This is a genomic window from Aquitalea sp. FJL05 (assembly GCF_003852595.1).
Taxonomy (GTDB): domain Bacteria; phylum Pseudomonadota; class Gammaproteobacteria; order Burkholderiales; family Chromobacteriaceae; genus Aquitalea; species Aquitalea aquatilis.
In genome coordinates this window covers 327,684-353,270 of sequence record NZ_QAJS01000009.1, presented here as the reverse complement: position 1 = coordinate 353,270, position 25,587 = coordinate 327,684, and the positions used below count along the sequence as shown (strand labels likewise).

At 54.8% G+C, this 25,587-nt stretch carries 24 protein-coding genes; 15 read left to right on the top strand and 9 right to left on the bottom strand.

The window, feature by feature from the left end; translation table 11 throughout:
- Nucleotides 1-121: 121 nt before the first annotated feature.
- From DBR44_RS09730 to DBR44_RS09720, 3 genes are read right to left on the bottom strand one after another with little or no spacing between them, the layout of a single operon-like run.
- Complete coding sequence (locus DBR44_RS09730; RefSeq protein WP_124643867.1) at nucleotides 122-433, bottom strand: YciI family protein; 312 nt, start codon at nucleotides 431-433, stop codon at nucleotides 122-124.
- A gap of 26 nt (nucleotides 434-459) precedes the next feature.
- Nucleotides 460-1,077: an FMN-dependent NADH-azoreductase gene (locus tag DBR44_RS09725; RefSeq protein WP_124643866.1), complete on the bottom strand. Its 618-nt coding sequence runs from the start codon at nucleotides 1,075-1,077 to the stop codon at nucleotides 460-462.
- A 25-nt stretch (nucleotides 1,078-1,102) separates the two neighbouring features.
- Entirely contained in the window at nucleotides 1,103-1,924 is an 822-nt protein-coding gene (locus DBR44_RS09720; RefSeq protein WP_124643865.1) for an alpha/beta fold hydrolase, read from the bottom strand.
- Between the two features lie 114 nt (nucleotides 1,925-2,038).
- Between DBR44_RS09720 and DBR44_RS09715 the strand changes: the two genes are divergently transcribed.
- A complete protein-coding gene (locus tag DBR44_RS09715) occupies nucleotides 2,039-3,043 on the top strand; it encodes a GlxA family transcriptional regulator (RefSeq protein ID WP_124643864.1) in 1,005 nt (334 codons plus the stop codon).
- A gap of 236 nt (nucleotides 3,044-3,279) precedes the next feature.
- Here DBR44_RS09715 and DBR44_RS09710 read toward each other — a convergent pair whose 3' ends face one another.
- The 5 genes from DBR44_RS09710 to DBR44_RS19935 all read right to left on the bottom strand — a co-directional run bounded on the left by DBR44_RS09710 (nucleotide 3,280) and on the right by DBR44_RS19935 (nucleotide 6,495).
- Nucleotides 3,280-4,764: a multicopper oxidase family protein gene (locus DBR44_RS09710; protein ID WP_124643863.1), complete on the bottom strand. Its 1,485-nt coding sequence runs from the start codon at nucleotides 4,762-4,764 to the stop codon at nucleotides 3,280-3,282.
- Nucleotides 4,765-4,779: 15 nt separating this feature from the next.
- On the bottom strand, nucleotides 4,780-5,244 hold the full coding sequence (locus tag DBR44_RS09705; protein ID WP_124643862.1) for a hypothetical protein: 465 nt from the start codon (nucleotides 5,242-5,244) through the stop codon (nucleotides 4,780-4,782).
- A gap of 94 nt (nucleotides 5,245-5,338) precedes the next feature.
- Nucleotides 5,339-5,776 carry a DUF411 domain-containing protein gene (locus DBR44_RS09700; RefSeq protein ID WP_124643861.1) on the bottom strand — a complete coding sequence of 146 codons (438 nt, stop codon included), beginning with the start codon at nucleotides 5,774-5,776 and terminating at the stop codon, nucleotides 5,339-5,341.
- 70 nt (nucleotides 5,777-5,846) lie between these two features.
- Nucleotides 5,847-6,263 carry a hypothetical protein gene (locus tag DBR44_RS09695; protein ID WP_233578452.1) on the bottom strand — a complete coding sequence of 139 codons (417 nt, stop codon included), beginning with the start codon at nucleotides 6,261-6,263 and terminating at the stop codon, nucleotides 5,847-5,849.
- A 106-nt stretch (nucleotides 6,264-6,369) separates the two neighbouring features.
- Nucleotides 6,370-6,495, bottom strand: a complete 126-nt coding sequence (locus tag DBR44_RS19935; protein ID WP_255424582.1) for a hypothetical protein — start codon at nucleotides 6,493-6,495, stop codon at nucleotides 6,370-6,372.
- On the opposite strand from DBR44_RS19935, the gene DBR44_RS09690 reads away from it, so the two are divergent.
- From DBR44_RS09690 to DBR44_RS09680, 3 genes are all read left to right on the top strand, one after another.
- Nucleotides 6,494-6,832 carry a hypothetical protein gene (locus tag DBR44_RS09690; protein ID WP_199731007.1) on the top strand — a complete coding sequence of 113 codons (339 nt, stop codon included), beginning with the start codon at nucleotides 6,494-6,496 and terminating at the stop codon, nucleotides 6,830-6,832. The two genes, DBR44_RS19935 and DBR44_RS09690, sit on opposite strands and share 2 nt — an antisense overlap.
- Nucleotides 6,833-6,977: 145 nt before the next feature.
- Entirely contained in the window at nucleotides 6,978-7,169 is a 192-nt protein-coding gene (locus DBR44_RS09685; RefSeq protein WP_124643858.1) for a Com family DNA-binding transcriptional regulator, read from the top strand.
- Nucleotides 7,141-7,971 (top strand): DNA cytosine methyltransferase, encoded by an 831-nt coding sequence (locus tag DBR44_RS09680; RefSeq protein ID WP_124643857.1) that lies wholly within the window; start codon nucleotides 7,141-7,143, stop codon nucleotides 7,969-7,971. Before DBR44_RS09685 ends, DBR44_RS09680 begins: the two co-directional genes overlap by 29 nt.
- Nucleotides 7,972-8,170: 199 nt before the next feature.
- On the opposite strand, the gene DBR44_RS09675 is transcribed toward DBR44_RS09680, so the two are convergent.
- A complete protein-coding gene (locus DBR44_RS09675; RefSeq protein ID WP_124643856.1) occupies nucleotides 8,171-8,590 on the bottom strand; it encodes a hypothetical protein in 420 nt (139 codons plus the stop codon).
- 942 nt (nucleotides 8,591-9,532) lie between these two features.
- Between DBR44_RS09675 and DBR44_RS09670 the strand changes: the two genes are divergently transcribed.
- The 11 genes from DBR44_RS09670 to DBR44_RS09620 all read left to right on the top strand — a co-directional run bounded on the left by DBR44_RS09670 (nucleotide 9,533) and on the right by DBR44_RS09620 (nucleotide 25,452).
- A complete protein-coding gene (locus DBR44_RS09670) occupies nucleotides 9,533-10,819 on the top strand; it encodes a tyrosine-type recombinase/integrase (protein WP_124643855.1) in 1,287 nt (428 codons plus the stop codon).
- Nucleotides 10,820-10,850: 31 nt separating this feature from the next.
- Nucleotides 10,851-11,159 (top strand): H-NS family nucleoid-associated regulatory protein, encoded by a 309-nt coding sequence (locus DBR44_RS09665; RefSeq protein ID WP_124643854.1) that lies wholly within the window; start codon nucleotides 10,851-10,853, stop codon nucleotides 11,157-11,159.
- Nucleotides 11,160-11,906: 747 nt separating this feature from the next.
- Nucleotides 11,907-13,619 carry a ShlB/FhaC/HecB family hemolysin secretion/activation protein gene (locus DBR44_RS09660; RefSeq protein WP_124643853.1) on the top strand — a complete coding sequence of 571 codons (1,713 nt, stop codon included), beginning with the start codon at nucleotides 11,907-11,909 and terminating at the stop codon, nucleotides 13,617-13,619.
- The gene (locus DBR44_RS09655) at nucleotides 13,619-14,167 is read left to right on the top strand and encodes a toxin-activating lysine-acyltransferase (protein WP_124643852.1); all 549 of its coding nucleotides are present in this window, start codon (nucleotides 13,619-13,621) and stop codon (nucleotides 14,165-14,167) included. The genes DBR44_RS09660 and DBR44_RS09655 overlap by 1 nt, the downstream gene beginning before the upstream one ends.
- 6 nt (nucleotides 14,168-14,173) lie before the next feature.
- Nucleotides 14,174-21,592: a hemagglutinin repeat-containing protein gene (locus tag DBR44_RS09650; RefSeq protein WP_124643851.1), complete on the top strand. Its 7,419-nt coding sequence runs from the start codon at nucleotides 14,174-14,176 to the stop codon at nucleotides 21,590-21,592.
- Nucleotides 21,593-21,609: 17 nt separating this feature from the next.
- The gene (locus tag DBR44_RS09645) at nucleotides 21,610-21,927 is read left to right on the top strand and encodes a hypothetical protein (protein WP_124643850.1); all 318 of its coding nucleotides are present in this window, start codon (nucleotides 21,610-21,612) and stop codon (nucleotides 21,925-21,927) included.
- Between the two features lie 220 nt (nucleotides 21,928-22,147).
- Nucleotides 22,148-22,822, top strand: a complete 675-nt coding sequence (locus tag DBR44_RS09640) for a hypothetical protein (RefSeq protein ID WP_124643849.1) — start codon at nucleotides 22,148-22,150, stop codon at nucleotides 22,820-22,822.
- Between the two features lie 2 nt (nucleotides 22,823-22,824).
- Nucleotides 22,825-23,277 carry a hypothetical protein gene (locus tag DBR44_RS09635; RefSeq protein ID WP_124643848.1) on the top strand — a complete coding sequence of 151 codons (453 nt, stop codon included), beginning with the start codon at nucleotides 22,825-22,827 and terminating at the stop codon, nucleotides 23,275-23,277.
- Between the two features lie 196 nt (nucleotides 23,278-23,473).
- On the top strand, nucleotides 23,474-23,887 hold the full coding sequence (locus tag DBR44_RS09630) for a hypothetical protein (protein ID WP_124643847.1): 414 nt from the start codon (nucleotides 23,474-23,476) through the stop codon (nucleotides 23,885-23,887).
- A gap of 142 nt (nucleotides 23,888-24,029) precedes the next feature.
- Nucleotides 24,030-24,986 (top strand): DUF932 domain-containing protein, encoded by a 957-nt coding sequence (locus tag DBR44_RS09625; protein WP_124643846.1) that lies wholly within the window; start codon nucleotides 24,030-24,032, stop codon nucleotides 24,984-24,986.
- 4 nt (nucleotides 24,987-24,990) lie between these two features.
- Nucleotides 24,991-25,452, top strand: a complete 462-nt coding sequence (locus DBR44_RS09620; protein ID WP_124643845.1) for a hypothetical protein — start codon at nucleotides 24,991-24,993, stop codon at nucleotides 25,450-25,452.
- Nucleotides 25,453-25,587 lie beyond the last annotated feature (135 nt).

Genomic DNA, 25,587 nt, shown 5'->3' with positions numbered 1-25,587 from the left:
CTGCAAAATGGAATATGGCTGCATCCACCCGTGATGCAGCCATAAAGCATCTGGCCCTCAAGGTCGAGTCAGACGCTCACAGCGTCCGTCACCAAGCTGCAATGCAGCCCACCCATCTGCGTCAAGCCACTGACTTGGCTGCGTTTGCCCATATCTGAGGGAACTGCTCGGCACGGATGGCCGGCGCAATGGCCTGGATGCTGAAGCTGGCCAGTTGGTGGCTATCAAAAGGGTCGGCTGCAATCATCTGCTGCATGTCAGCCTTCTGCTCGCCGTGTGCCAGGATAAATCCGCCCGTGCCGCTGACCAGCGGGCCGGCAAACAGGATGCGGCCTTGGCGGATATTGTCGGCCAACCATGCCTTGTGGCCTTCCAGTTGTGTCTGGACTTCCTGCTCCGGGCGCAAATAGTTGAGGGTAATGGCAAATAGCATGCTTTTTCTCCGGTAATGAAGGTGACTTACAGTCCGCCGAGGCTACGGTTAATGGCGCTTTTGGCTTTGGCAATGCCTGCCGCACGGATTTCAGCGGCTTTCGATGCGCCTTCTGCACGGACGAACTGCACATCGTCGATACCCAGAAAGCCGAAGAGTGCGCGCAGATAGCCCTCCTGGAAGTCCATGTGCGCCAGCGGGCCTTCGGCATAGAAACCACCACGGGCCGAGACGACAATCACGCGCTTGCCACCGGCCAGACCAACGGGGCCGCGCTCGGTGTACTGGAAGCTACGCCCGGCCTGGGCCAGGCGATCCAGCCATGCCTTGAGCTGGGAGGGGACGGAAAAATTGTACATGGGGGCAGCCACGACGATGACATCGCTGGCCATGAACTCCTGCAGCAGTAACTCCGATAATTGATGTTCCTGCAGCGTGGCCGCGTCAAACGCGCTCACGCCGCTGGGCCGGAATCCGGCTGCGATGGCAGCGGTCAGATGGCGGATTTCCTGCTGCACCACGTCGCGGTAAACAAGCCGGGCGTCAGGGTGCGTGGCTTGCAGCTGCTGCACCACGGCAGCAGCCAAGTCACGGGTGATGGACTGTGCGCCAAGAATGCTGGCATCAATTTGCAAAATATTCATGGGTATCTCTTTGCTGGGTGAGGTGTTAGCGACTGGCGGCTCTGGCTGCCTGATCCAGCAGGCTGGCGATGGCCGCCGGGCGGGAAATCATGGAGAGATGACTGGATGGCACCGACCACACGGTGGCACCGATTTGCCTGGCCATGCGCAGCTGTACCTCGGGCGGCAAGGCCTGGTCACGTGTGGTGTGCACATACCAGCGGGGCTTGTCGCGCCAGGCGGCATGCCCGATCTTGCTGCCAAAGCTGGCGCTGGCAATGGGCTGCTGCACGGCGGCCAACAGCCGCACCTGTTTGAGAGGCACATCTGCAGCCATCACCTGACGGAACTGGGCCGGCTGATCCAGCCAGAGCATGCCATGCTCATCGGCAGCAAGACCTTCCATGGGAGCGTGCAAGCGCGTCAGCAGCTCACTGACTGATTCATTACTGTCCGGCACCAGGGCCGACAGGTAGACCAGGCCTTTCACCTTGGGATCATTCCCCGCCTGGGTGATAACCGCTCCGGCCCAGGAGTGGCCAACCAGCAGCACATCTCCCGTCTGGCGCTGCAATACTTTTTCAGTGGCAGCCACATCGTCAGCCAAGGAAGTCAGCGGGTTTTGTACGGCGCTGACGTGATAACCCAGGCGCTGCAGCCTGCTGATGACTGGCGACCAGCTGGAGCCATCGGCGAATGCGCCATGCACCAGCACGATATTGCGGATGGTGGGCGCAGCCTGGCTTGGCGTGCTGGCCAGCGTCAATACCACACCGGCAAGGGCAAGCAGTTTCTGCTTCCAGTCACGGGGGAGCCGTGCGCTGGCATTCTTGCTTGAAAATTCTTTTGAATCATTGGCTTGTGACATTTCTTGCATCCGGCAAATCAATGTCATGCAGTGTAGCCGGGTGGATGAAGGCAAATAAGATGGCGAATTGGACATTGTTCATGCAAAATTCGCCAAACAAACAAGGGGAAGATCATGCAGATCGCCATCGTGGCACTGGAAGGCAGTTTGTTATCCGCCATCAGCGGCCTGGCGGACATGTTCTGGATCTGCAATCAGGCCAGCCGCAATCCGCCACCCGGGGTGGTGACCGCACGGGCTGGCAGTCCCGGCCCGTTGTTCCATAGCCGTATTGTCAGTGCCGATGGCCTGCCGCTGCGCGACCCGCAAGGACGGTGGATTCCGGTAGATGCTGCGTTTGATACAGAAACCGCCTACGATGCCATCCTGATTGCCGGCATGGCGCTGGGGCCGGACGGCCAGCCCCCACATACCGGCGCACAAGCACAGGCTGCCCGCTGGCTGTCATCCCGCCATCAGGCTGGCGTGCTGATTGGCGGTGCCTGTGCCGGCACCTTTGTGCTGGGAGAGGCCGGTTTGCTCGACCGGCGTCGTTGTACCACCACCTGGTGGTTACACCATGTATTCAAGCAGCGCTTTCCCGCTGCCTGCCATGTGTGGGGTAGTGCCATGGAGGAGCAAGACGGCATCATTACCACGGGAGGGCCGCTCTCCTGGGTGGATCTTGCGCTGCATGTCATCCGGCACCTAGCCGGCCCGGAACTGGCCCGACTGGCCGCAGACATTGCAGTGGCCGACAGCCTGCCCTTACCCCAGTTGCTGTATGCCCCGCGTGGCTTCGTCAACACGGCCAACCCCCTGCTTTTGCAGGCAGAACAAATCATCCGCCATGCCCAGCCCGGGATAACGGCGGAGGCCTTGGCCCAGGCATTGCACCTGAGTGAACGCACCTTGCACCGCCGCCTGAAGCAACTGACCGGTGAGTCACCCAAGGCCTTTATCACCCGCGTCCGCATCGAGACGGCCTGCGTGTTACTGGGTACGCCGGGCATCGGCATCAAGCAGGTGGCCAGCCAGTGTGGTTATGGCGATGAAACGGCTTTCCGACGGGCCTTCATACAGGCCATGGGTCTGACTCCGGTGGATTACCGCCGCCGGATGCAAAGCCGCAACAGCTAAATAGTTAGCTTCAGCAGTCCGGCTCTCCTGCTCTGCGGGCAAGTTGCGCCTGCAGGAGGCGAAATACGGTGAAATAGCACAGAAAACCGGGCTGGCTAGGCAGTTGGGGTGGCTGAAAATCAAGAAAATGGCCTAGCCAGTCATCGGAAGCTAACGCTTGGAAAGTTGTACTTCACGTGTTTTTCAACCGAGCAGCCACTAAGGGGAACAGTAATCAGCCCCCTCCCCTCATGTGCTTACACCACCTCCAATTGCCCCATCATCCCAGCAGCCTCATGTTCGAGAATGTGGCAATGGAACATCCGGATGCCTGGCCAGTGCTGTACCGTTTTGATACGCACAGTTTCACCCGACTTCAGGTTGATGGTGTCGTGCCAGGCCAGATAGGGCTCGGCCTTGACCACACCGTCCATTTCCCGCGATTGCACCTGGAACTGTGTGCCATGCAGATGGAAGGGATGATCCATGTCGGACTGGTTGACGATCTCCCATAGCTCCACCTCATCGACTCGGCTGCTCAAGTCAATGCGATGCATGTCGTACTCCTTGCCATTCACCAGGAACTGCATGCCATGCTGGCCATTGGTCATGGTCATTTTTTCGGAGAAGACAACCCGCTTTTGGGCAACCGGGCGTCCCAGATCCTTGATGGTGGCCAGCCTGGCCGGCAAGGGTGCAACTTGGCCAGTCGTAACCCGTGAAAAATCGACAGTCAGAATGTCCAGCGGCGTGTCAGGGGCAACCTCTCCCATTTTTCCACGCGCATACACTGCGGCAATCAGCTTGCCCTGATCACGCCGTTTGCCCGCATCAACGATCAATTCGATACGCTGGCCCGGTGCCAACACATGCTCGGTCAAACCGGTGACGGGCCGTTCCAGCAAGCCACCATCTGTTCCAATCAGGATCAGCAGCGAGCCAGGCAACTGCAGGCGCAGATAGCGCGCGCTATTGGCATTCCAGATCCGCCAGCGCTCACGTCCCCCCGCATCGAAATGGACGGTCGGCTTATTCTGCGCATTGGTCAGGACAAACTGCCCTTCGCGCCCGTTCATCCAGTCATCGCTGTTATTCGGCGCAATCTGCCCCATGTGATCCAACTTCAGATCAGACAGAATCAGCAAGCGCTCCGGCACTCCGGCAAGCGGGTCTTGTTTCGCCCGAACGATAAAGCCACCGGCAAGGCCACGAAAGGCCTGTTCTGCCGTGAACTCATGTGGATGAGGGTGATACCAGTAAGTCCCGGCGCTGCCTTCCGGCAAGGTAAAACGATACGTAATGTGCTGGCCGGGAGCGACGGCCTGCTGTGGGTTGCCATCCTGACTCGGTGGCACCGGCAGTCCATGCCAGTGAATTGAGGTCGGTTGGCTCAGTTGGTTGTGCAACGTGATTTCAACCGTATCGCCTTCCATGACATCAATCAGTGGCCCGGGCAGGCTGCCGTTATAAGTCCAGAATTCGGTAGGCCCGTCTTTCAGCAGCGGGACGCCTATCGCTTTTGCCGTCAGCGTAGCCTTGAACAAGCCGGGCTGGCTGCTTTCATTGGCGAGTAAGGGCATGCTGCCCAGATCCGCAGCTGAAGCCAGTAATGCCGGATCCAGCAAGGGCATGGGGCTGCCATCAACCGGCATGGCATGTGACATGGAGGCAGCGAGGGACTTCAGGCTGAAGCCCCCCAGGCTTGCCAGCAACATGCCGCTCAAGAATGAACGTCTGTGCATGATAAGCCTCGTCTGTTATTGCGCCGTCGGCATTTTCATCATTGACGACTGCTGGTCCATCATCTGCATCATCATGTCCATCATGCGCATATCACCCTGCATCATGGATTTCATCGGCATGCCATCACCCTGCTTCATCCCTTTCATCATGCCCATATTGGACATGCCACCCTGACAGTGCGCCATGTGCATTTGCTTCATCATGCCCATGCTGTCCTTCATCACTGCCATTCCTTCTTGCATGGCGGCTTGCCGTTCTTCCGGCGTTTTGGCAGCAGCCATTTTTGCGTGTACCGCATTCATTTTTTCCATCTGGGCCTCCATCTCCTTGCTTGCTGCCATTTGTTTGACAGTGGGCTTGGCCGCTTTCTTGGTGACGACCGCAGCGGAAGCATCCTGGTGATGGGCTTCATTTGCCTGTGCGGTAAAGGTGGTGGCGGCAATAGCCAGGGCGATAACGGTTTTCCATTGGGTTTTCATGATTCGACTCCGTATAGACGTGACAAAGGATTGTCCTGCCACGATGGCAGGAGAGGGGCACGAGGGTGGCTGCGCCACCCCATCGGGTAATGACTTAGAAGCGGCCGAACAGCACGCCGGTACGTTGGTCTTTAGTCATGGTGTAGATGGCCAGCGTACCTGGCTTTTCTTCACCCATACCGGGGCTGTTCAATGGCATGCCGGGGGCAGACAGGCCCACTACGTCGGCCTTGCTGGCGATCAGCTTTTTGATGGCGGCCACTGGTACATGGCCTTCAATGGTGTAGCGGCCAATCTTGGCGGTATGGCAGCTGCCCAGACCCGGCGTGACACCCATCTGCTGCTTGATCGGCTGCATGTCGTCGCGATTGATGGCGGTGACATCAAAGCCGTTGTGCTTGAGATAGCTGATATAGGCCTCGCAGCAGCTGCAAGTCGGGCTCTTGTACAGCGTGACTGGAGTGGCGGCAAAAACGGAGGTGCTGAACGCGCCGATCAAGACGGCAAGAACGCGGGTACGGATGGTGGCCATGATGGCCCTCCTTCTGGCAATGACAATGATTCAGATAACCGGCAACAGGCCGGCAAGTCAGAAAATACGGTCAGGCGAGTAAAGGGGGGCGATGCGGCGGAGAAAGGGTGATACCAGCCAGTTTGGCGGGCTGGGTAGGGACAAAAATACCAACCTGGGCTAGCGGGGCAGCAGACCAAGCTGCTTGCTGGAACAAGGACGGTGCACAGAGTTGCACGCAGCCTGCACCGCTACACAACATGCCATGCGCAGCTTTTGCATGGGCGGCATGTGTCGGCATCTTGCCTGCGGTTTCCTCATGGCAGGCCGCATGGGTTTCATGGGCCATGCAGTCTGCCGATATGATTGCCTCGCCTGCCATGGCCATATCTGCACTTGCTGCCAGCACATTGAGTGCCGGAAGCGCGAGCAGAAGCATGAGCAGGAAACGGTATAAGGCTTTCATATTCGGCAAGATAGCACTGTTAAGCGGCAAAGGTGAATGCAAAATAATTCTTTGCTATCGCATTGTTGATCTGGATCAGTCGCACTACCAGCATGTCGCCACCTCACTTCACGGGCAGGTCCGCATTTTTGTGTAAACGGGTTTTGGGTTACGTCTGTGGCATGCGTTCCTCGAACTGAATGGTAAGGCGCGTCAGCTCCGCCTTCCACTCGCCTTCGCCCATCATCTTGATGCCGGCACGGTCCACGAGGCGATGCAGACAAACCGACACCATGTCGCGCCTGTCAGAAGTTCTTCGGAAGTTACACGGTCTCTCCGGCAACAAGGCCATGACACCAAACGTGATTGGACATATTCAAGTTGTCGCAAAAGGCAGCAGTTACTCGGGGCTGAAGCCTGCAAAGATCGCTATTGTCGAATGCAAAGTGCCGCCATTCGCATTTACAGACCGCGATGTTCAAACCTCGTATATTGCCCAGGCAACTGAAATTATTCACGAAACATCTGATCGCAAACACCCGAAGGAGTACATCTGGGTCAACATGACTCACGCCATTGACGGTGCATGGGGCATTGCAGGCAAGGCGTATATCCAGCCCGATCAAGAATAGAGAGACAGCGACCGGCCATGATGCGTCAACATCAGGCCGGCCAGCTGACCCGCAGAACGACCCTGCAAGTCACCCCAAGGCTGCCACTTTCTGCGCAGAAAGCCCGGACAGTCTAACGGTTAAACGGTCCTGGACCACCTTGCCGATGTCACTACCCGAAATCCGCTGCGGCCATTGCGGCCGCAAACTCGCCGAGGGCCACGTACTGGTCCTCAGCATCAAATGCCCGCGCTGCCGGGCACACAATCACCTGAAGGCCGCCGAGCCTCCTGCCAGCGCGTCATCGCACGCCACTGCAAAGGATGCACATGCATGGCCCACAACCCACCATCGGTAGCCTGTTCGCCGGCATCGGCGGCTTCGACATCGGCTTTGAAAACGCCGGTTTCACCACCGCCTGGCAAGTCGAAATCAACCCCGTCTGCCGCGCCGTCCTCGCCGACCGTTTCCCCCACGCCCGCCAGTTCGACGACGTGCGCACCGTCGGAGCCCACAACCTCAGCGCCGTTGACATCCTGGTCGGCGGCTTTCCCTGCCAGGACCTGTCCACCATGGGAGCCCGGCAAGGCCTGGCCGGCCAGCGCTCTGGCCTGTTCTTTGAAGTCTGCCGCCTCGCCCGTGAGTTACAACCTCGCTGGCTGGTCCTTGAAAACGTCACGGGGCTGCTCTCTTGCCGAGATGGCCAGGATTTCCAGGCAGTCATTTCCACGCTTGCCGAATGCGGGTATCTGGGATGCTGGCGGGTGCTGGATGCTTCATGTTTCGGAGTCCCCACAAAACGCCGTCGCGTATTCATTATTGCCGGTCTTCACGAACAGCCCCCCATCAAGCTGCTGGCTGACGCCAGCCCAGTGGCAACAGTTCCTGGCACGCCGCCAGCGCAACAATCCGAACTCAAGCCTTTCCCTACTTTACTTGCCGGACAAGCTGCCAGCCAGATCCCTATCAATGGCGCAGGCCTCGTCGCTCAAGCCGACGGATGGGATTCGATGGCTGAACGGGCCCGAGCGTCTGAGCATCATGGGCTTTGCCTCGGACTGGATGCGACCAACTTTGCAGAGGCTCAAGCTGCCGGCAACGCCGTTGTGCCGCAAGTCGTGGAATGGATCGCCCGGAAGCTGAGGGGGACTTATGTGTAGGGCTGGGGGGTAATCAGGATGAAGGGGGTGGAGGCCCCCTTTTTGCGTTGTGGATTAGGAGTAAGGTGGCTGGATTCGGCCAGTTGCGGGCATAGGGAAGCTTCAACTACTCGGCAGCTGAACGGCCAGTATTTATCGAAGAGCTGCCATCAACGTTCGACATGAGCGGCAGTCTTTATTCCGTCCACACGACAGAGCGTCATACGATGAATGATTTTGGCAGTAGCTTGTTTATAAAAACATCTTGCTCATATTTGTTTTTGAGTTCCATTTCTGCCATAGCCTCTCTGACTCTTTCCTGTGATAAGTGGCAGATATACGGAGGCGAGCAAGAAATAAGTAGAAAATATTCGCCGCACTCATTCCGGCAAATTCTATGAAGATCCTCGAAAGTGTATCGCATATGCTCTAGCCGTTGAACTACGATCTCTGCCTTGGCTCCATCAAATTCATACTTTGGATCATCAGCCTTTAGCTTGATCTTTTTTAGGATCGCATCCGCACTGGAAATTTCTTTGATCTTTGCTCTTGAGTATGCATAACTTCCAAAAAAGAAAATAACATACATCACGGCCAGTGTAGGCAGCCCTGTGATAAGAAAAATCAGAAGAAATGTCATAAATTAGGTTTCTTTATCAAGTTCATTTCTTCAATCACCAATAGTATTTGAAGACACATCATAGCGAATGAAAAACTGTCGGCTGCAATAGTTGGTTAGCTGTTTCCAGTATCGCGTTGAACGAGGTGAAAACGCACTACAACGTTGAACGCAATGCCTCTAGCATGTCAATTGATTTTGATGACAAAATTTATATCCCCAACCGATTGACATGTAAAGGCATTGTCATAACAGGGACCCATAGATGCCTCAGACCAAGCCCCGATAAGTGGCAGCCACAAGCTGCGAAGTAGACGCCACTTGGCCAAAGGGGCAAGTGACCGCTTTGGGTCGAAAGCAGTCACCGACCAGCATCACACCCTGCCTTCACGCAGGGTGTTTTCATTTACAGGTAGTGGTAGAACACTGAGAAGTAAGACTGGACCACCCTCCTCCATCACAGGAAAAGGTAGCAGTAAAGGAAGCGTTAGATCGCTATGGATTTTTGCACCCCGGTGACAAAAAAAGCGCAAATAGTGCCAAAAACCCTGCAAATTAGCGGTGACAATAAAAGTGCAAACGAGTGCCAAAACGGCCGCAAAGTTACATTGGGGGTGGCGCTGCAGGCCGGTGGGTAACATTGGCATCGTTCATTGAGTTCCGATCCAGAGTATAGGAAGCCAAGAAAAAAACTGAACTCTTATCGCCAATGTGTAGGAGTGTTGTGTAGAACTCAGGGGCAAAAAAGCCTTATAGAACCTGAATTTACTGTAAAAACAACACTTTAGGGGTGTTTGGCGGAGAGGGGGTCCGTCCAAGTATTGTCTAAGAACATCTAATGAAATCTACTTTCACCATTTAATATCAATGCGTTATAAAATTTAGCGTCCAACGACATCTTGTCAGTGCCACTCAAATCCAGTACTTTATGCAGGACAATATGCAGCACAAGGATTGTGCATCATGCCAAAGAAAGCAAAAGAACTCTCTGCACTTGCAGTCTCCAGACTCAAAGAAAATGGCAAGCATGCTGTCGGTGGTGTCGATGGCCTGTATCTGCGCATTGCAGGCAACTCGCGAGCCTGGGTGTTATGTGCAGCCATGGGATCACGCATCAATCAAAGCGGCAAGGAAGTCGTACGTCGTCTGAGCATGGGCTTAGGACCGTTCCCGGAGATCAGCCTTGCAGAAGCCCGTGAGAAGGCGCGTTCCATGCGAAAGAAGATCCGTGATGGTATCGATCCCCTCCAGGAAAAGCTCAAAGCCAAGCTAACGTCGTCCAAAGCCAAAACTTTCGAGCAGTGCGCCCTCGCCTTCATCGAAGACAAAAAGATCGAATGGCGGAACGACAAACACGTCAAACAGTGGTCCTCAACGCTCACAACCTACGCCTTCCCCCTCATTGGTCAGCTTCCCATTAACGCAATAGACAATGACGCCATTCTGCTTGTGCTACGCCAAGAGGTAAGTTCCAAAGACGGAAATACTTCTTCACTGTGGAATGCCAGGAATGAGACAGCCAGTCGGCTCCGTGGCCGGCTTGAGTCCATTCTTGACTGGGCGAAGGTTTCTGGTTACCGGGAAGGAGAAAACCCGGCGGCATGGCAGGGCAACTTAAAGCATGTTCTCCCAGCGCCAGGCAAGGTGCAGAAAGTGGAACACCATGCCGCCCTACCCTTCAGTGAAATCGGCACATTCATGGAGAAGCTACGCCAACGCAGTGGCATATCAGCCAAGGCCTTGGAGTTCGCTATCCTGACCGCAGCCCGTTCAGGTGAAGTTCGTGGTGCTACGTGGGATGAAATTGACCTGCACAACAAGACTTGGACGATTAGTGCGGAAAGAATGAAAGCCAGTAAAAGCCACACGGTTCCGCTATCTGATCCGGCTTATTTGCTCTTGAAAAACATGCCCAGGATTGTTGGTAATAGCCTGATATTTCCTGCCCCCAAAGGGGGCATCATGTCCGACCAGGCCTTCAAAGCACTGTTTGACCGAATGCAGGTAGCAAATATCACGACCCATGGTTTTCGTAGCACTTTCAAAGATTGGGCACGTAGCTGCAAAGGGACTGAATTTTCGGACGAGGTATCGGAACTTGCATTGGCACACGTCAACAGCGATCAAACCCGTGCTGCATACGCACGTGATCAGCTAATCCCACAGCGTATGCAACTCATGCAAGAATGGGCTATATATTGCAATACAAAAACAACACGTATAATCCCAATCAAAGCGCATACTGCATAACCCGATCCCTTTACTATCCATGGATACCCATATGGAACTTTCGAATCTTAACTTTACTGAACTACAGGACTTGCTGAAGTCTGTAGACGCTGAAATTAGCCGTCGTGAAACTGAAGAGAAAGCTAATGCCAAGAAGCAGATTTTGGAACTGGCTAAGTCGTTTGGCCTGAGCTTGGATGATGTGCTCAGTAAAGCTACCACTACTGTACGTAAGCCTGTAGAAGCCAAATACAAGAACCCGAATGATGAGTCCCAGACCTGGACTGGTCGTGGCCGTAAGCCAGCCTGGGTACAGGCTCAGCTAGATGAAGGTTTTAGCTTGGAAGATCTGGCAATCTGATCCGACAAAATGCGGACATAAAAAAGCGCTACCAATGTAGCGCTTTTCTTATTTCTAGATTTGCTTTGATTTTGAATCAGTATTGTCCTGCACCGATCTCCATCCAGTTGGCTAATCGAATAGCCTGCCCGACCTCGGCACAACCACATTCTGTAGGAGTGGTGTAGATCCTGCCATCCTTCGTTCTGCCAGACCGTTTGGCAGGACGCTGCAATCCCAAGGCTGCAAGGTTGAATTGATCGGTGTGAGAACCTGCACCGACCGGTTTCGCAATCCAGGTCAGTGCGACGGCGACGCACCACCGCTCCCTGCGCAAATGCCGCATCATCTGCCGCACTTACCTCGCCCCTTGATAGTCGCCATGAACAAGTTCTACCAAGATTATGGCTGTGGCTCCATGGGTCGAGGTGGCATCCATACCAAGGCCGTTGAGCCAGCTTCAGCATGCGCTGGGGATCTGTCTACCGCACCCCGGGTAGCCCAAGTGCAAGTCACTGGGCCAGATGGGCAACGTAGACCAAAATAGCCAGTAGACCATTTTTAATACACTTTCAATGTGCGTAAGTGATTTTACGTAAATTTACAGCCAAAAACCTCCGCAATACCCGCCAGTCCTAGCTTTATTCATTTACTTCAAAATAATGCTGCACTTGTAAACAAGCTGCAGTTACCGCGTTTCCTTGACCCGTCTTTTCAAAAATTTCATCCTTTACGCATAAAACTAAACTCAATCCGTGCTGGGCAGCTATGCGTAATAAATATTCACTGGGATTGTCCGTATGTATCGGGCTCCTTTCAGCATCCGTTTTTGCCGCCACACCAACAGATCAGTCCAATCAGCAAGAGCTGATTCGACAGCAAGAGCGTGAGAACGCACTACGTCAGCAGCAAGAGCAAACGCCTGACGTCCGCTTGGAACAACCCAAACCTGACGCCAAGACAGAACATCTTCCGCTGGATGAAACGCCCTGCTTCATCATCCAACATCTGGAATTGGTTGGAGATGCTTCAGCGCGCTTCCAGTGGTTACTACAAGCGGCTAACCAGCCTGATGATGCGGTAGTCGGACGTTGTCTGGGCAGCCAGGGTGTTAGCCTGGTCATGAAGCGCATGCAGAACGCGCTGGTGGAGCGTGGCTTTGTCACGTCGCGCATCCTGGCTTCTCCGCAGGATTTAAGCCAGGGGAAGCTGGTGCTGACGCTCATCCCCGGCTATATCCATGCAGTCCGCTTTGCTGCTGGTAGCAGTTTGCGTGCCACGCAATGGAACGCTTTGCCTGCCAAGCCTGGGGATATTCTCAATCTGCGTGATATTGAGCAGGCGCTGGAAAATTTCAAACGGCTTCCTACCGCCGATGCGGATATCCAGATCACACCTTCAGAAAGTGCCGATGCACATCCCGGTGACAGTGATCTGGTCATCTTATGGAAGCAAGGCAATCCGTTTCGCCTGAGTCTGTCTGCAGATGACTCCGGCAGTAAAAGCACCGGGCGTTATCAAGGCAGTGCCACCTTGTCATTCGATGACTGGTGGACACTGAATGATCTGTTCTACGTGAGCGTCAACCATGATCTGGATGGTAAAAGCCGCCAGACACGCGGTACGGAGGGCTATACCTTCCACTACGAAATTCCCTACGGCTACTGGTTGTTAGGCTGGACCGCCAGTCACTACGACTACCGCCAGGCCGTTGCCGGAGCCAATCAAACCTACCTCTACAGCGGTGAAAGCGACAATCAGGACATCAAGCTGACCCGCCTGCTATACCGTGATGCCGTACGCAAATTTGGTGCCTATTTACGCGGCTGGATGCGTTCTTCCAGTAACTACATTGACGATACCGAAGTACAAGTCCAGAAGCGGCGTATGGCCGGCTGGGAGGTTGGCCTGACCCACAAGGAGTTCATGGGGGATGCCACGCTGGATGCCAGTTTTGCCTGGCGACAAGGAACTGGTGCGATGTCTTCCCTGCCTGCTCCAGAGGAGAACTTCGGCGAGGGAACTTCCCGCCCACAACTGCGAACTGCCGAGTTGCAGTTGATGCTGCCTTTCCGCCTGGCCAATACCCAGTGGCGCTATAACGCCAACTGGCGAGCACAATGGAATAGCACACCGTTGGTACCGCAAGATCGCTTCTCGATTGGCGGTCGTTATACGGTGCGCGGGTTTGATGGCGAGAACGTACTGTCTGCCGAGCGCGGCTGGCTGGTACGCAATGACCTGGCCCTCAGCCTGGGTAGTAGCGGACAAGAACTGTATGTCGGGCTGGATTATGGCGAGGTAGATGGCCCATCTGCCGAAAGCCTTGCCGGCAAACGTCTGGCCGGTGGCGTCTTGGGCCTGCGAGGCGGCTTCAAGTCTTTCTCTTATGACTTGTTTATTGGCCAGCCATACAAGAAGCCGAAACACTTCCAAGCTGCCAATACCACGGCAGGGTTCAACCTGAACTGGTCTCTGTAATGGCGTCCTTTACCATTATTGCGCCGGCACTACAGGGTGGTGAGTTCAACGAAGCCACCGAACTGGGCTCCGCAGTCTGGCTGTGGATGCACTCGGCATCACATCGCAATACCCCGTTGCATGGTTTATCCAGTCTGCTACTTCCCGCTATCAAGCGGGGCCAGTTTGTTCTGGTCAGCGAGGGAAACAAGCCAGTGTTCTATTTATCCTGGGCACGGATGAGCCTGGACGCAGAGTCGCGCTATTTGCGCCAGCACCCCTTGTTGATGCCTGCGGAAGACTGGACCAGCGGAGACCGTATCTGGTTATTGGATTGGGTCGCGCCGTTTGGCCATAGCCGTGCCATGCGCCACATCATTGCACGTCTGTTCAGTCGCCATTGCATGCGCGCCCTCTACCACCGTAGTAATGAGCGTGGTCTGCGTATCAAGCAGTTCCATGGCATTAGCATCATGCCGGCTGAAGCACGCGCCTGGTTTGCCCTTCATCCTGTTGCTTTACCGGATGGCAGCTCTGCTGCCGCCGGGTCATTACCGTTTCAAGAGTGAGTCACCATGAACAAGCACCTGCATCGTATCGTCTTCAACAAGGCCAGAGGCCTGCTCATGGTGGTAGCCGAAACCGTATCCAGTCATGGCCAGACCGCAACGGAGTCGGCGGGAGCAGTGGCTCCCCGGACGGCATTAACTACAGCTGCGCTCCGACCCATCTGCTTCTCCTTGCTGTTGGCCGGCGGTTTGGTATTGAGCCAAATGGAGATGGCCCATGCCCAAATCGTAGCAGACCCATCTGCCCCAAAAAATCAGCAGCCAACCATTCTGAATACAGCCAATGGTGTGCCGCAAATCAATATCCAGACACCCAGTGCTGCGGGCGTTTCCCGCAACACCTACAGCCAGTTCGATGTAGATCGGCAAGGTGCCATTCTTAATAATGCCCGCAGTAGCGTACAGACCCAACAGGGTGGCTGGGTGCAAGGCAACCCCTGGCTGGCGGGAGGCACCGCACGGATCATTCTGAATGAAGTGAATGCCAGCAACCCCAGCCAGTTACGTGGCTATGTTGAGGTTGCGGGCGACCGGGCCCAGGTGGTGATTGCCAACCCGGCTGGCATTAGCTGTGATGGCTGTGGTTTTATCAATGCCAACCGCGCTACGCTGACCACAGGTAGTGCCGTACTCAATGGCGGCAGCCTGGAAGGCTATCGGGTACAGCAGGGAAATATCGTGGTAAGTGGTGCCGGTATGGATGGTCGGCAAACCGATTACACCGACCTGATTGCCCGTTCCGTACAACTGAATGCCGGTATCTGGGCCAACAAATTACAAGTAAATACCGGTGCCAGCCAGGTCAGCGCTGATTTGAGCCAATCTACAGCCCTGACACCTTCGGCACCTGCTCCGCAGTATCTGCTGGATGTGGCCAGCCTGGGCGGCATGTATGCCGGCAAGATCACGTTGGTGGGCAACGAACACGGTGTCGGCATGCGTCAGGCAGGCCAGATTGGTGCGACTGCGGGCGACGTCGTTGTCACACAGGACGGACATCTGGAAAACAGTGGCAAGATGTCCGCCAGCGGTAATCTGCAGGTCAGTACGACTGGTAATGTAGTCAATACCGGCAGCATGGTGGCCAGTGGCAATGCCAGCGTTGATGCCAGCCAGGCACAAATCAGCAACCAGGCCGGTGCCATCCTGGGTGCCAATGGCAATGTAGACCTTCACGCGGCCAGCATTATCAATCCCGGCAGTCTGATCAGTGCCGGCCTACAGTTATCGGTACAGGCCGACACGCTGGATAATCAGCAGACCCAGAACACCGCAAAAGGACTGCAAGCTCAGTCCATCAGCATTACAACAGCCCAGTTCAACAACCAGCACGGCCAAGTTTTGGCCGATCATACCCTCAGCGTGCAGAGCAGTAGTGGACTCGACAACACTGCCGGTTTGATCAGCTCTGCCCAGTCGGTCTCTCTGCAAGATACCCAGCCCAGTAAAACCCTGGCTATCACCAATACAGGTGGCACGGTGCAGGCCGGCCAACAGCTCAGCATCACCAGCAGCAGCCTGAGCGGTGATGGCACAGTGCAGTCAACTGGGAATCTTGCCATCGACCTGCAGGGTGATTTCACTAATACAGGCACGGTGCAAGCCAGTGGAAATGCCAGTCTGAATACCACAGGCAAGATCAGCAACCAGTCCACACTGTCGGCCAATGGCACATTGCAGCTGTCCGCTGCGAATCTCGACAATGCCGTCGGCGGCACCATCAATGCCGGCACCACGCAACTGGATATCACCAATACCCTGAATAACCGTGGCCTGATTGATGGCGAAAACACTAGGCTATCTGCCGCCACCCTGAACAATCTGGGTACCGGCAGGATCTATGGCACTCAACTCGCTCTCAGCGCCAGCACATTGAATAACGATGCCGAGAATGGCACCGCAGCCACCATTGCATCGCGCGATCGGCTGGATCTGGGGATTGGCACCCTGAACAACAAAGAGCATGCACTCATCTTCAGTAATGGCAACATGGCCATTGGTGGCAGCCTGGATGCCAACCACCAGGCAGTGGGGAGCGCGACAAGCATCAATAACAATAGCGCTAGCATCGAGGCGCTGGGTAATTTGTCGCTGGCCGCCACCGCAATCAATAACACCAATGAGCACTTTGCCACTGCTATTCTGCCGGTAGGCAGCGCACAGTCCATCGTCGAATACCAGGGCTCCGGTTCGCCCAATCGTTACACACCCGGGACTCCAGGGGTCTACATCTACAATGATGAATCCGATCACCTGATGACACCGGAAGGCTCGTTCGAAAGCTGGATCAAGTACGAATACAGTCGTAATACTCAAGCCACCACGGTGACCCAGACTGACCCAGGCTCTATCAGTGCAGGGGGTAGCATGCAGATTGCTGCCAATAGTCTGATCAATGACAAGAGTCATATTGTGGCAGGTGGCGTGCTGACCGCGACGGTACAGGATTTGCAAAACCGCGAAGTGACCGGACAGCAAATTGTCACTGACAGTGGCGGCGTAACCTCGTACTGGCGAGATCACAAGAAAGGTCGTGACGATACAGGCAGCAGCTGGTCAGCATACAACCCGGCTCCGGTCATTACTGACATCTCCCTGGCTACGGTGAAGTTCCAGCAAAATACCGCACCGGTAGCCTCCGCCACCCAGATTGCCAGCCTCAGTACGAACAGCGTCAATACCCAGCCGGCCAGTACCATCCAACTGGCCGCCAACAACAGCCTGTTCCACCTCACCAGCAACCCCCAACTGGGCTATCTGGTGGAAACCGACCAGCGCTTTGCCAATTACAAAAACTGGCTGAGTTCCGACTACCTGCTGCAAGCGCTTTCAGTCGATCCTGCAACAGTACAAAAGCGACTGGGGGATGGCTTCTATGAGCAAAAGCTGTTGCGCGAACAAGTCGCCGAGTTGACGGGCCGCCGTTTCCTGGATGGCTACAGCAATGATGAAGCACAATATCGCGCCCTGCTGGAACAAGGTGCCACCGTTGCCAAAGCCTGGAATCTGCGCCCCGGCGTAGCACTCACTGCCCAGCAGATTAGCCAGCTCACCAGCGATATTGTCTGGCTGGTGGAAAAAGACGTCACCCTGCCAAATGGCACCGTCACCAAAGCACTGGTGCCGCAGTTGTATGTTCAAGTCAAAGCGGGTGACCTGAATGGCAATGGGGCCTTGATTGCCGGCAATGCACTGGATCTCAAACTGTCTGGCACGCTGGATAACCAGGGCTCCATTGCCGGCAGAAGCGTGGTGTCGCTCACTGCCAATACCGTCAACAATCTGGGCGGGCGCATTACCGGTCAGGATGTCGCAGTAAGCGCGGCGACAGATCTGAACGTCATTGGTGGGCGTATTGATGCCGCCAACAGTCTGCAAGCCACGGCTGGGAATGATCTCAACGTCACCACCACCACACGTAGTAACAGCAATGCCCAAGGTAGTGTCACCAATCTGAATCGGCTGGCTGGCTTGTATGTCACCAATCCGACCGGTGCCACGCTGGTGGCCAGCGCTGGACATGACCTCAACCTGGCTGCGGCAGAAATCAGTAATACCAGTAGTGGTGGCAACACCGTATTGGCCGCAGGCAATAACCTGAATCTGACTACCGTCACCACGGGAAATCAGCAATCCATTGTGTGGGATGGGAATAACCACAGGCAGGACAGCAGTCGTCAGGATGTCGGTTCTGCAGTACAGACCACGGGTAATGCCAAGTTGATCGCTGGGCAAGATATTAACGCTCAGGCCGCCAGCATTGTCAGCACCCAAGGTGTGATGCAGCTAGCCTCAGGGCGCGATATCGCGATCAAGGCAGGCAGTACACAACAAATCGTGGATGAAGCACACCAACACAAAGGAAAGAGCGGTTTACTGTCTTCGACCACCATCACCGACATCACGCATCGTGATAGCACTGCGCTGAATGGTTCGCAGATCAGCGGTCAGCAGGTGCAACTTCAAGCGGGGCGTGACCTGATGGTCGCCGCTTCTAATATCAATGCCACTGGTGCATTGGATGCCACTGCGCAGCGGGACATCGACCTGCAGACACAAGCCCGTAAAGATATCTCCACCAGCATCCATCAAGAGAAAAAATCGGGCCTCTCCGCTAACTTCCTGACCGGTGTTCAAGTCGGTGCCAGCCAGTCTCAGCAAAACGATGCCTCTAAAGCCTCATTGCAAACTGGCAGCACCCTGAGCGGCCAGAATGTCACCCTGACGGCGGGTCGTGATGCCACCGCGAGCGCGGCTTCTGTTCTGGCCGACCAGAACCTGCAAGTGCAGGCAGGCCGAAACGTCAACATCCTGGCCGCCACCAATACCCTGGAAACCACCCACCAGGCCAGCGCCAGCAGCTGGTCTGTGGGACTGGTTCCCGGTGCGGCCCCACGCCAAACCATGTTTGGTACCACCTCCAGCAAAGAAAACGGCACCCAGACCAGCACCACTCAAAGCACCAGCCTGCTCAGCGCCAACAGCGGCAACCTGACCGTGCTGGCTGGCGCTGACAACCAATACACCGGCACTGGCCAAGGCAATCTGCTCAGCCAGGGAGCCAACCTGCAAGCCAAGCAAACCGCCACCCTGCAAGGCAATGCCGTCACTCTGGATGCCATCAGCAATCAGGACAACAACCAATACCATCAGGAAACCAAGAGCTTCACCATCGGCAGCCAGTTGTCTGGCACCGTAGGTAGCGTCATCACCAGTGTCTACGATGCCGCCCAGGCCGCTCGCAATACCTCCAACGACCGTCTGCAAGGCGCACTAGCCCTCAAGGCGGGCTACGATGCTTACAAGCTGGTGAATGGTGGTGCTGCCAAGGCACTGCAGGAGCAAGCCGCCGCCAATATCAAAGACACTGCCAACAATGCCAGTCGTGGCAATGCATCGGCTTTCGGTGTCAGTACCACGGTGGGTAGCAACAGCAGCAGCCAGGACAGCAGCAGTAACAGCACCACCCAGCGCGGCACCATCGTCCAGGCCGATACCCTCAACATCATCGCCTCCGATGGTAACCTCAGCGCTACCGGGGCCAAGCTGCAAGCCACCGATATCAACCTGTCTGCCAGCAAGGACATCCTGCTGCAAGCAGCTACCAATACCGCCGAAGTCCACAACAAGAACGACTCCAGCAATGCCAGTGCCGGAGCCACCTTCGGTTTCGGCCAGCAAAACGGCATCAGCTTCCAGCTGGGCGTCGGCCAAAGCCAGGGCGTGACCAATGGCAGTGAAACCACCTACGACAACACCCTGGTCACCGCCAGCAATCAGCTGAACCTGCACAGCGGGAATAACACCACGCTGTTTGGCGCACAGCTGGCCGGCAAAACAGTCAATGCCGACGTCGGAGGTAAACTGGCCATCACCACCCTGCAAGACCAAAGCCAGTACGAAAGCCATCAGTCCTCCAGCGGCTTCGACATCAGCGTCTGCGTGCCACCCATCTGCTACGGCCAGTTCGTCAGCGGCAGCGCCAACCTGGCGGCACAGGACATCAACCACGACTACCAGAGCGCCACCGGCCAAAGCGGCATTGCCGCCGGCAGCGGCGGTTTTAACCTTAATGTCGCTGGCAATACCAGCCTCACCGGTGCGGCCATCACCAGCCAGGCCAGCGCCGAGCACAACAAGCTGACCACCGGCAGCCTCAGCTACCAGGATCTGGACAACCACCAGCGTACCGATGCCAGCTCCACCAGCATTGGCATCAGCGCAGGCAATGGCAGTACGCTGCTGAGCAATGTCATGAGCAATCTGGCTGCCAATGCACTGGGTAATGCCGGCTTGCCGAAGAATAATGACGAAAGCAGCCAGACCAAGAGCGTTATCAGCCCGGCCAGCGTCACCATTACCAGCGGCGATGCCCAAAGCCAAGCCGCCGCCGACACCCTCACTGCGCGCGATGCCAGCACCGCCAACGGCGCACTGACCAACAGCCTGACGCTGCAACAAGCCCAGCAACTGCAACAACAGCTCAAAGACACCCAAGACACCATCAAAGCCGCCCAGATCATCGGCAACATCGGTCGCGACATCACCAACAGCATCAGCCAACAAAAACGGGACGAGGCCGATAAAATACTGGCAACCTCCAGCGACCCGGCAGACCGGGCCGCCGCCCTGGCGATGAAACAACAATACGGCACCGGTGGCGACTTCCAGCGCGCTGGCCAGGCCATCAGTGCTGCTATCCAGGGCTTGGTGGGCGGCGACATGAAAGGAGCCCTCACCGACGCCGCCGCGCCCTACCTGGCCCAAGTGGTCAAGCAGATGACCACCGACGCCGACGGCCACACCAACCTGGCGGCCAACGCCATGGCCCACGCCGCCCTGGGCGCACTACTGGCCGCCGCCAAAGGCCAGAACACCACCGCGGGCGCAGTGGGAGGCGGCATCGCCCCGATTACCGCAGACTTGGTGATGAACCAGCTCTACCCCGGCAAGACGGTAGCCGAGCTGAACGAAGAGCAGAAACAAACCGTGGCAGCCCTCACCACCCTCACCGGTACGCTGGCGGGGGGCTTGACCACTGGAAATTCGGCTGGGGCGGTGACGGCGGGGCAGGTGGCGAATAATGAGGTGTTGAACAACTACTTGAGTCCGAAACAAATCAAGCAGAAACAAGGCGAGTTGGCGAAGGCAAGCACCCCAGATCAAAAGAAGGCCATAGACGCAAAATACAAAGCCATTGATGCACAGCAGCGTAACGAACTGGTCGCCCAGTTGATGACCAATGAGCTAGGTGTGATGACCCCCGTTCATGCAGAGCAAATCAAAAATGGATTAAATGCACTGTTGAGTGACCCCACATGTACTAGCCAATGTCGTATTGATGTTCAGACAAGTATCAATGAGCTTAATGTTCAACTCAGTAATTATAAAAATCAACAAAGCTGGAATACAACACAACAACCGATACTGGATTTGGCTGAAGGTGTGCTTGGCATATTGGGTGCAGCTAGTCCATATGTGGTAAAAAACCTCAGCAGTAGCATTGGATTGTTGCCAGGAAGTCGGCTGGGTATTGAGGCAGAAGCTAGAATAGCTAATCAATTTTATAGGGATGGTGGAAAATGGGTAGATGCCAATGGTGGCATCATCTGGCCCAAGGACAATGGCTTTATTGGTATGACACAAAAAGAGATCTTGCCAGTAGGAGCAAGGCTGGATAGGTATGGGGGAGACAGCGGGCGCTTCCTCTCCCCTGTTGGAACACCATTTGAACAGAGAGCAATCCCCAATGCTTCTAAAAACGAGCCGTACAAAATTTATGAAGTACTGAGGCCATTTGAGGTAAAGTCTGGGAAAATTGCACCATGGTTTGATCAGCCAGGGATGGGGGTTCAATATTTTAGTGAAAAAAATTCAGTACAGAGATTGATTGAACAAGGATATATTCGGGAGGTAAAGAAATGATACGACTAGAATCAGACTTGAACATTTCATTTGCAGCACTACAACCGGAACAGGACTTGCTAGAAAAAGATTCGAGTCAGGAAAAACTATTCAAAACAATAGCCACCTGCCTAAAAGAACACGAAATTTTAAATGGCTACGTACTGGGAAGGCTCGGCAATCACGAAGAGTATAGTCTATTTAAGAACTCTGGATATTGGATTGTTGCATTCTCAGAAAGAGGCAAGCATGAGGCGTGTGGCGTTTTCATGGACTATTTCGATGCAACTGAAATGTTTTTGTGCAAAATGATCAGGCCCAATCCATTTTTTGACTGGAAAAAGGTATTTGAATAATTGAAATAATAAAATAGCTATGGCATTGGTTATATTTTTTATTCAACAAAACAGAACCTCAAGCCGACATGCTAGCAGGAGCAGTGACGGGTGGGCAGGTGGCGAATAATGAGGTGTTGAACAACACCTCATCGCCCAAGGAAATCAACACCCTGGGCAAAAGATTCAGCCTCAATGCGGTACGCTAAGTGGCAGCTCGAAATCGGCGTGCGAAAATGGCTTGATTACTACAGCTGTCAAAGAAAGTAACCGCAGAAACGACTTTAGCCCGGAATATCAAGCAGCATTTGACGCCACATTCAACAAGGCGATGGCAGATGTTTCCGCCATCTGCAAAGCCAATAGTCAGTGTGTTACCGAAGTAGCCAATAGCCTATTGATGGCTCGCCTTGTCTGCGATAATGTAGAATGCGCCAATGACCACGCGGGAGGCGCTGTCCGCAATGCTGCACTGCGCTATGGCAGTATGCTGGATGTTGGCAAACTGGTACTGGGTGATTTTGGTTGGCTTATTGGGCTGAAAGGCCCGTCAAACACTGCTACGAAGTCTATAGATGCTGTAGTTCCCAATTCGGGCAAGACCTCAGTTTATGTGTCTACCTCCGTAGATGGTACAACTCAGTACGTAGGCATTACCGATAATTTGGAAGCCAGAGCAGCAGCTCATTCGTCTCAAAAGGGGATTGAAATTGACCCAATCCCAGGCCTTCAGAACATTTCAAGGGAAGATGCTCGAGCTGTAGAGCAAGTTTTAATTGAATATAATGGGCTTGGTAAAAATGGTGGAACATTGATCAATAAGATCAATAGCATCGCTGTGAAAAATCCTATTTATGCCCAATCATTGCAGCGTGGTGCTGCATTGTTGAAATCCGTCGGACACCCAGGATTCTAGCCATGTTAAAAGCAGGTGATACTTTTTCTATCGTAACAGCAACAGGTGTTGGTTACTTTCAATATGTAAAAAAAATGCCACCACTGGGCAGTTTGATTCGAGTTATTCCGAAAATTTACGCAAAGAGCGATATTTTTTCTGCTGATTTTTTGGAGGTTAATACTAATTTCTTTGTCTTCTTCCCTGTTGCGGATTCGCTCAAGAAAGGTCTGATAGAAAAGATTGGTAATTTTCCGATACCTCAACATGCTAAAACGCCAATATTTAGAACTGGCATTGTAAATCCGGCAACAAAGAAAGTTGATGTCTGGTGGTTGTGGGATGGTATTCGTGAATGGAAAATTGGAGAATTATCGGATGAGCAGAGAAGGCTTCCAATTCGTGGAGTATGGAATGATACCCTATTGAAGGAACGAATTGATGAAGGATGGCTTCCTGAGTTCGATTTGAGGTAAGAGAAAAATCCCGTACGAGTAAGTGGCGGGATTTTTTTATTTTATAGCTAGAGTATAAATTATGCAGGACCAACATTCTCTTTTCTTGGTAGCACTGCTTGCAGCCCTACTCACTGCCTGTCAGTCCGTCGGCGTGCAATATCGCTTCCCCAGCGCAATGGAGCCGTCTGCCGAATTGCAAGGTAAGGAGGGTGGCATGATCAATACCTTTGATGCTGAAGGGTGCTACGTTGGGCGTACCAGCGTGACTGACAAGGTACGCTTACGGGCGGGTGATCCTGTGGTGCTGGCGTATGAAGTGGTGCTGAATGCATCCGAGTACAACACCATTTATAACGTTCCGCCGATCACATGTACTCGGCTGTTCAGCTTTATCCCACAGGCGGATGCGCATTATGTATTACGTGGTGACATTACTTATGTGGATGGCAAGAATATGTTCGGCAAATCCATTGCCATTCGCAGCTGCGAGGCTGGTCTGATGCAGCGCCTGCAAGATGGCTCGCTAGCCGATGTTCCCGTTACCACTCTTGGCTTGTACCACAAGCGTTGGAACTGCCTGCAGGCACGACCACCCCAGCCACACCAAGAAGAAGATGACGAGGATTGATGACACGTTCCATCGATTGAATCGTAATCCAGATTTTTTCAGCCTTATATCACCCCCTTGAACACACACAACGACACCCACGCCGGGTGTCCTTTATGCCCTCGCCTCAGCTTTGTCTGGGGCGTTTTCATTGGAGTGATCTATGTCCCATCTCATCGAATCCATGGCCTTTGTCGGAGCCACGCCCTGGCATGGTCTGGGCAATCCGCTTTCTCCTCAGCAGCCACTGGAAGTGTGGCTGACCGAGGCCGGTATGGACTGGCGTATCGAGCAGAGTGATGTCTTGTTCAACGTGGCGGCCGATGGCATGCACATCCGCCCGTTTACTGATTCCAAGGTGCTTTATCGGTCTGATTCCTTGGCTCCACTGTCGGTGGTGTCGCCACGTTACAAGGTAGTGCAGCCATCTGAGGTTCTGGAGTTCTATCGCGATCTGGTCAGTGCCGGTGGCTTTGAGCTGGAAACTGCTGGGGTATTGAAGGGTGGCCGCAAGTTGTGGGCACTGGCCAAGACAGGGCAGGAAGCGCTGCTCAAGGGTGGTGACCGAGTGAAGGCCTATCTGCTGCTGGCCACCAGTTGTGATGGTACGCTGTGCACCACCGCCCAGTTCACCTCGGTGCGGGTGGTGTGTAACAACACCCTGCAGATGGCGGTGAAGGATAGAAGCGGTGCGGTGAAGGTGCCCCACTCCACTGTCTTCGACCCACAGCAGGTGAAGGATGCACTGGGCCTAGGTCTGTCCGCCTGGGACCGTTTCATCGGCAACATCAAGCAGCTGTCGCAGCGAACGGTGTCACCGGAAGAGGCTTGCCAGTTCTTCCGCGAGGTACTGGACGAACCGCTGGTGGAAGGCGTGGAGGATGCGGTGACCTCCAAGGCGCTGCAGCAGGTATCAGCGCTGTATAGCGGTGGCGGGATGGGTTCGCTGTTGGCTGGTACCAAGGGAACCGCTTGGGGCCTGGTTAATGCGATGACTGAGTATGTCGATCATCGCCGTCGTGCTCGCAGTCAGGACTACCGGCTAGATTCGGCCTGGTTCGGTCAGGGTGCCCAGCTCAAGGGCAAGGCACTGGAGCATGCACTGGCCCTGGTGGAGTGATGCCATGGCCTCCGTGCAATCCATTGCGTTGACGGCAGCCTGTCTGACGGCAGGGATGCGGGACTTCTGCACCTGGAACAGCCTGGGTGTGGCATACGACGGACCGGATGCCGAGCGCAGTCTGCTGGTGATCTGGGGTGCGGGTTGTCTGGAGCTGCATGCCGAACTGGTGCAGTACGCGCCAATGGTCGCAGCACTGGCAGATACCTTGTACGACCAGCTGCGTCAGGCTGCACCGGGAGTGTGGCACTACGAAGTAACGGAAACGCTGGGCAGTGCCATTGCCGAGTGGATCGTACTGCATGATGGTCTACCGCCTTCCCTCGATTGGGTCAAAGCCTGTCTGGTGCGACTGGCCGGGGAGTTCATGCTGCGGGGTCAACCACAGCAGTGGCCAGCCATCCGCCAGGTCCTGCTGACGCTCTCTCCTGAGCTGCCGGTAATCGTGCCGGTTGTGCCATCGTAAATCTGCGGTTGGTCTGATGTTGGTCTGATTCTTTCCCGCTAGTTCTCCTGGTTCTGTAGTCCTGCTCTCTTCTATTGCTTCTTTCGTTTCCGTTTACCCCTATCAAACCTATCGCCCGGTCAGCCCTGCTGCCGG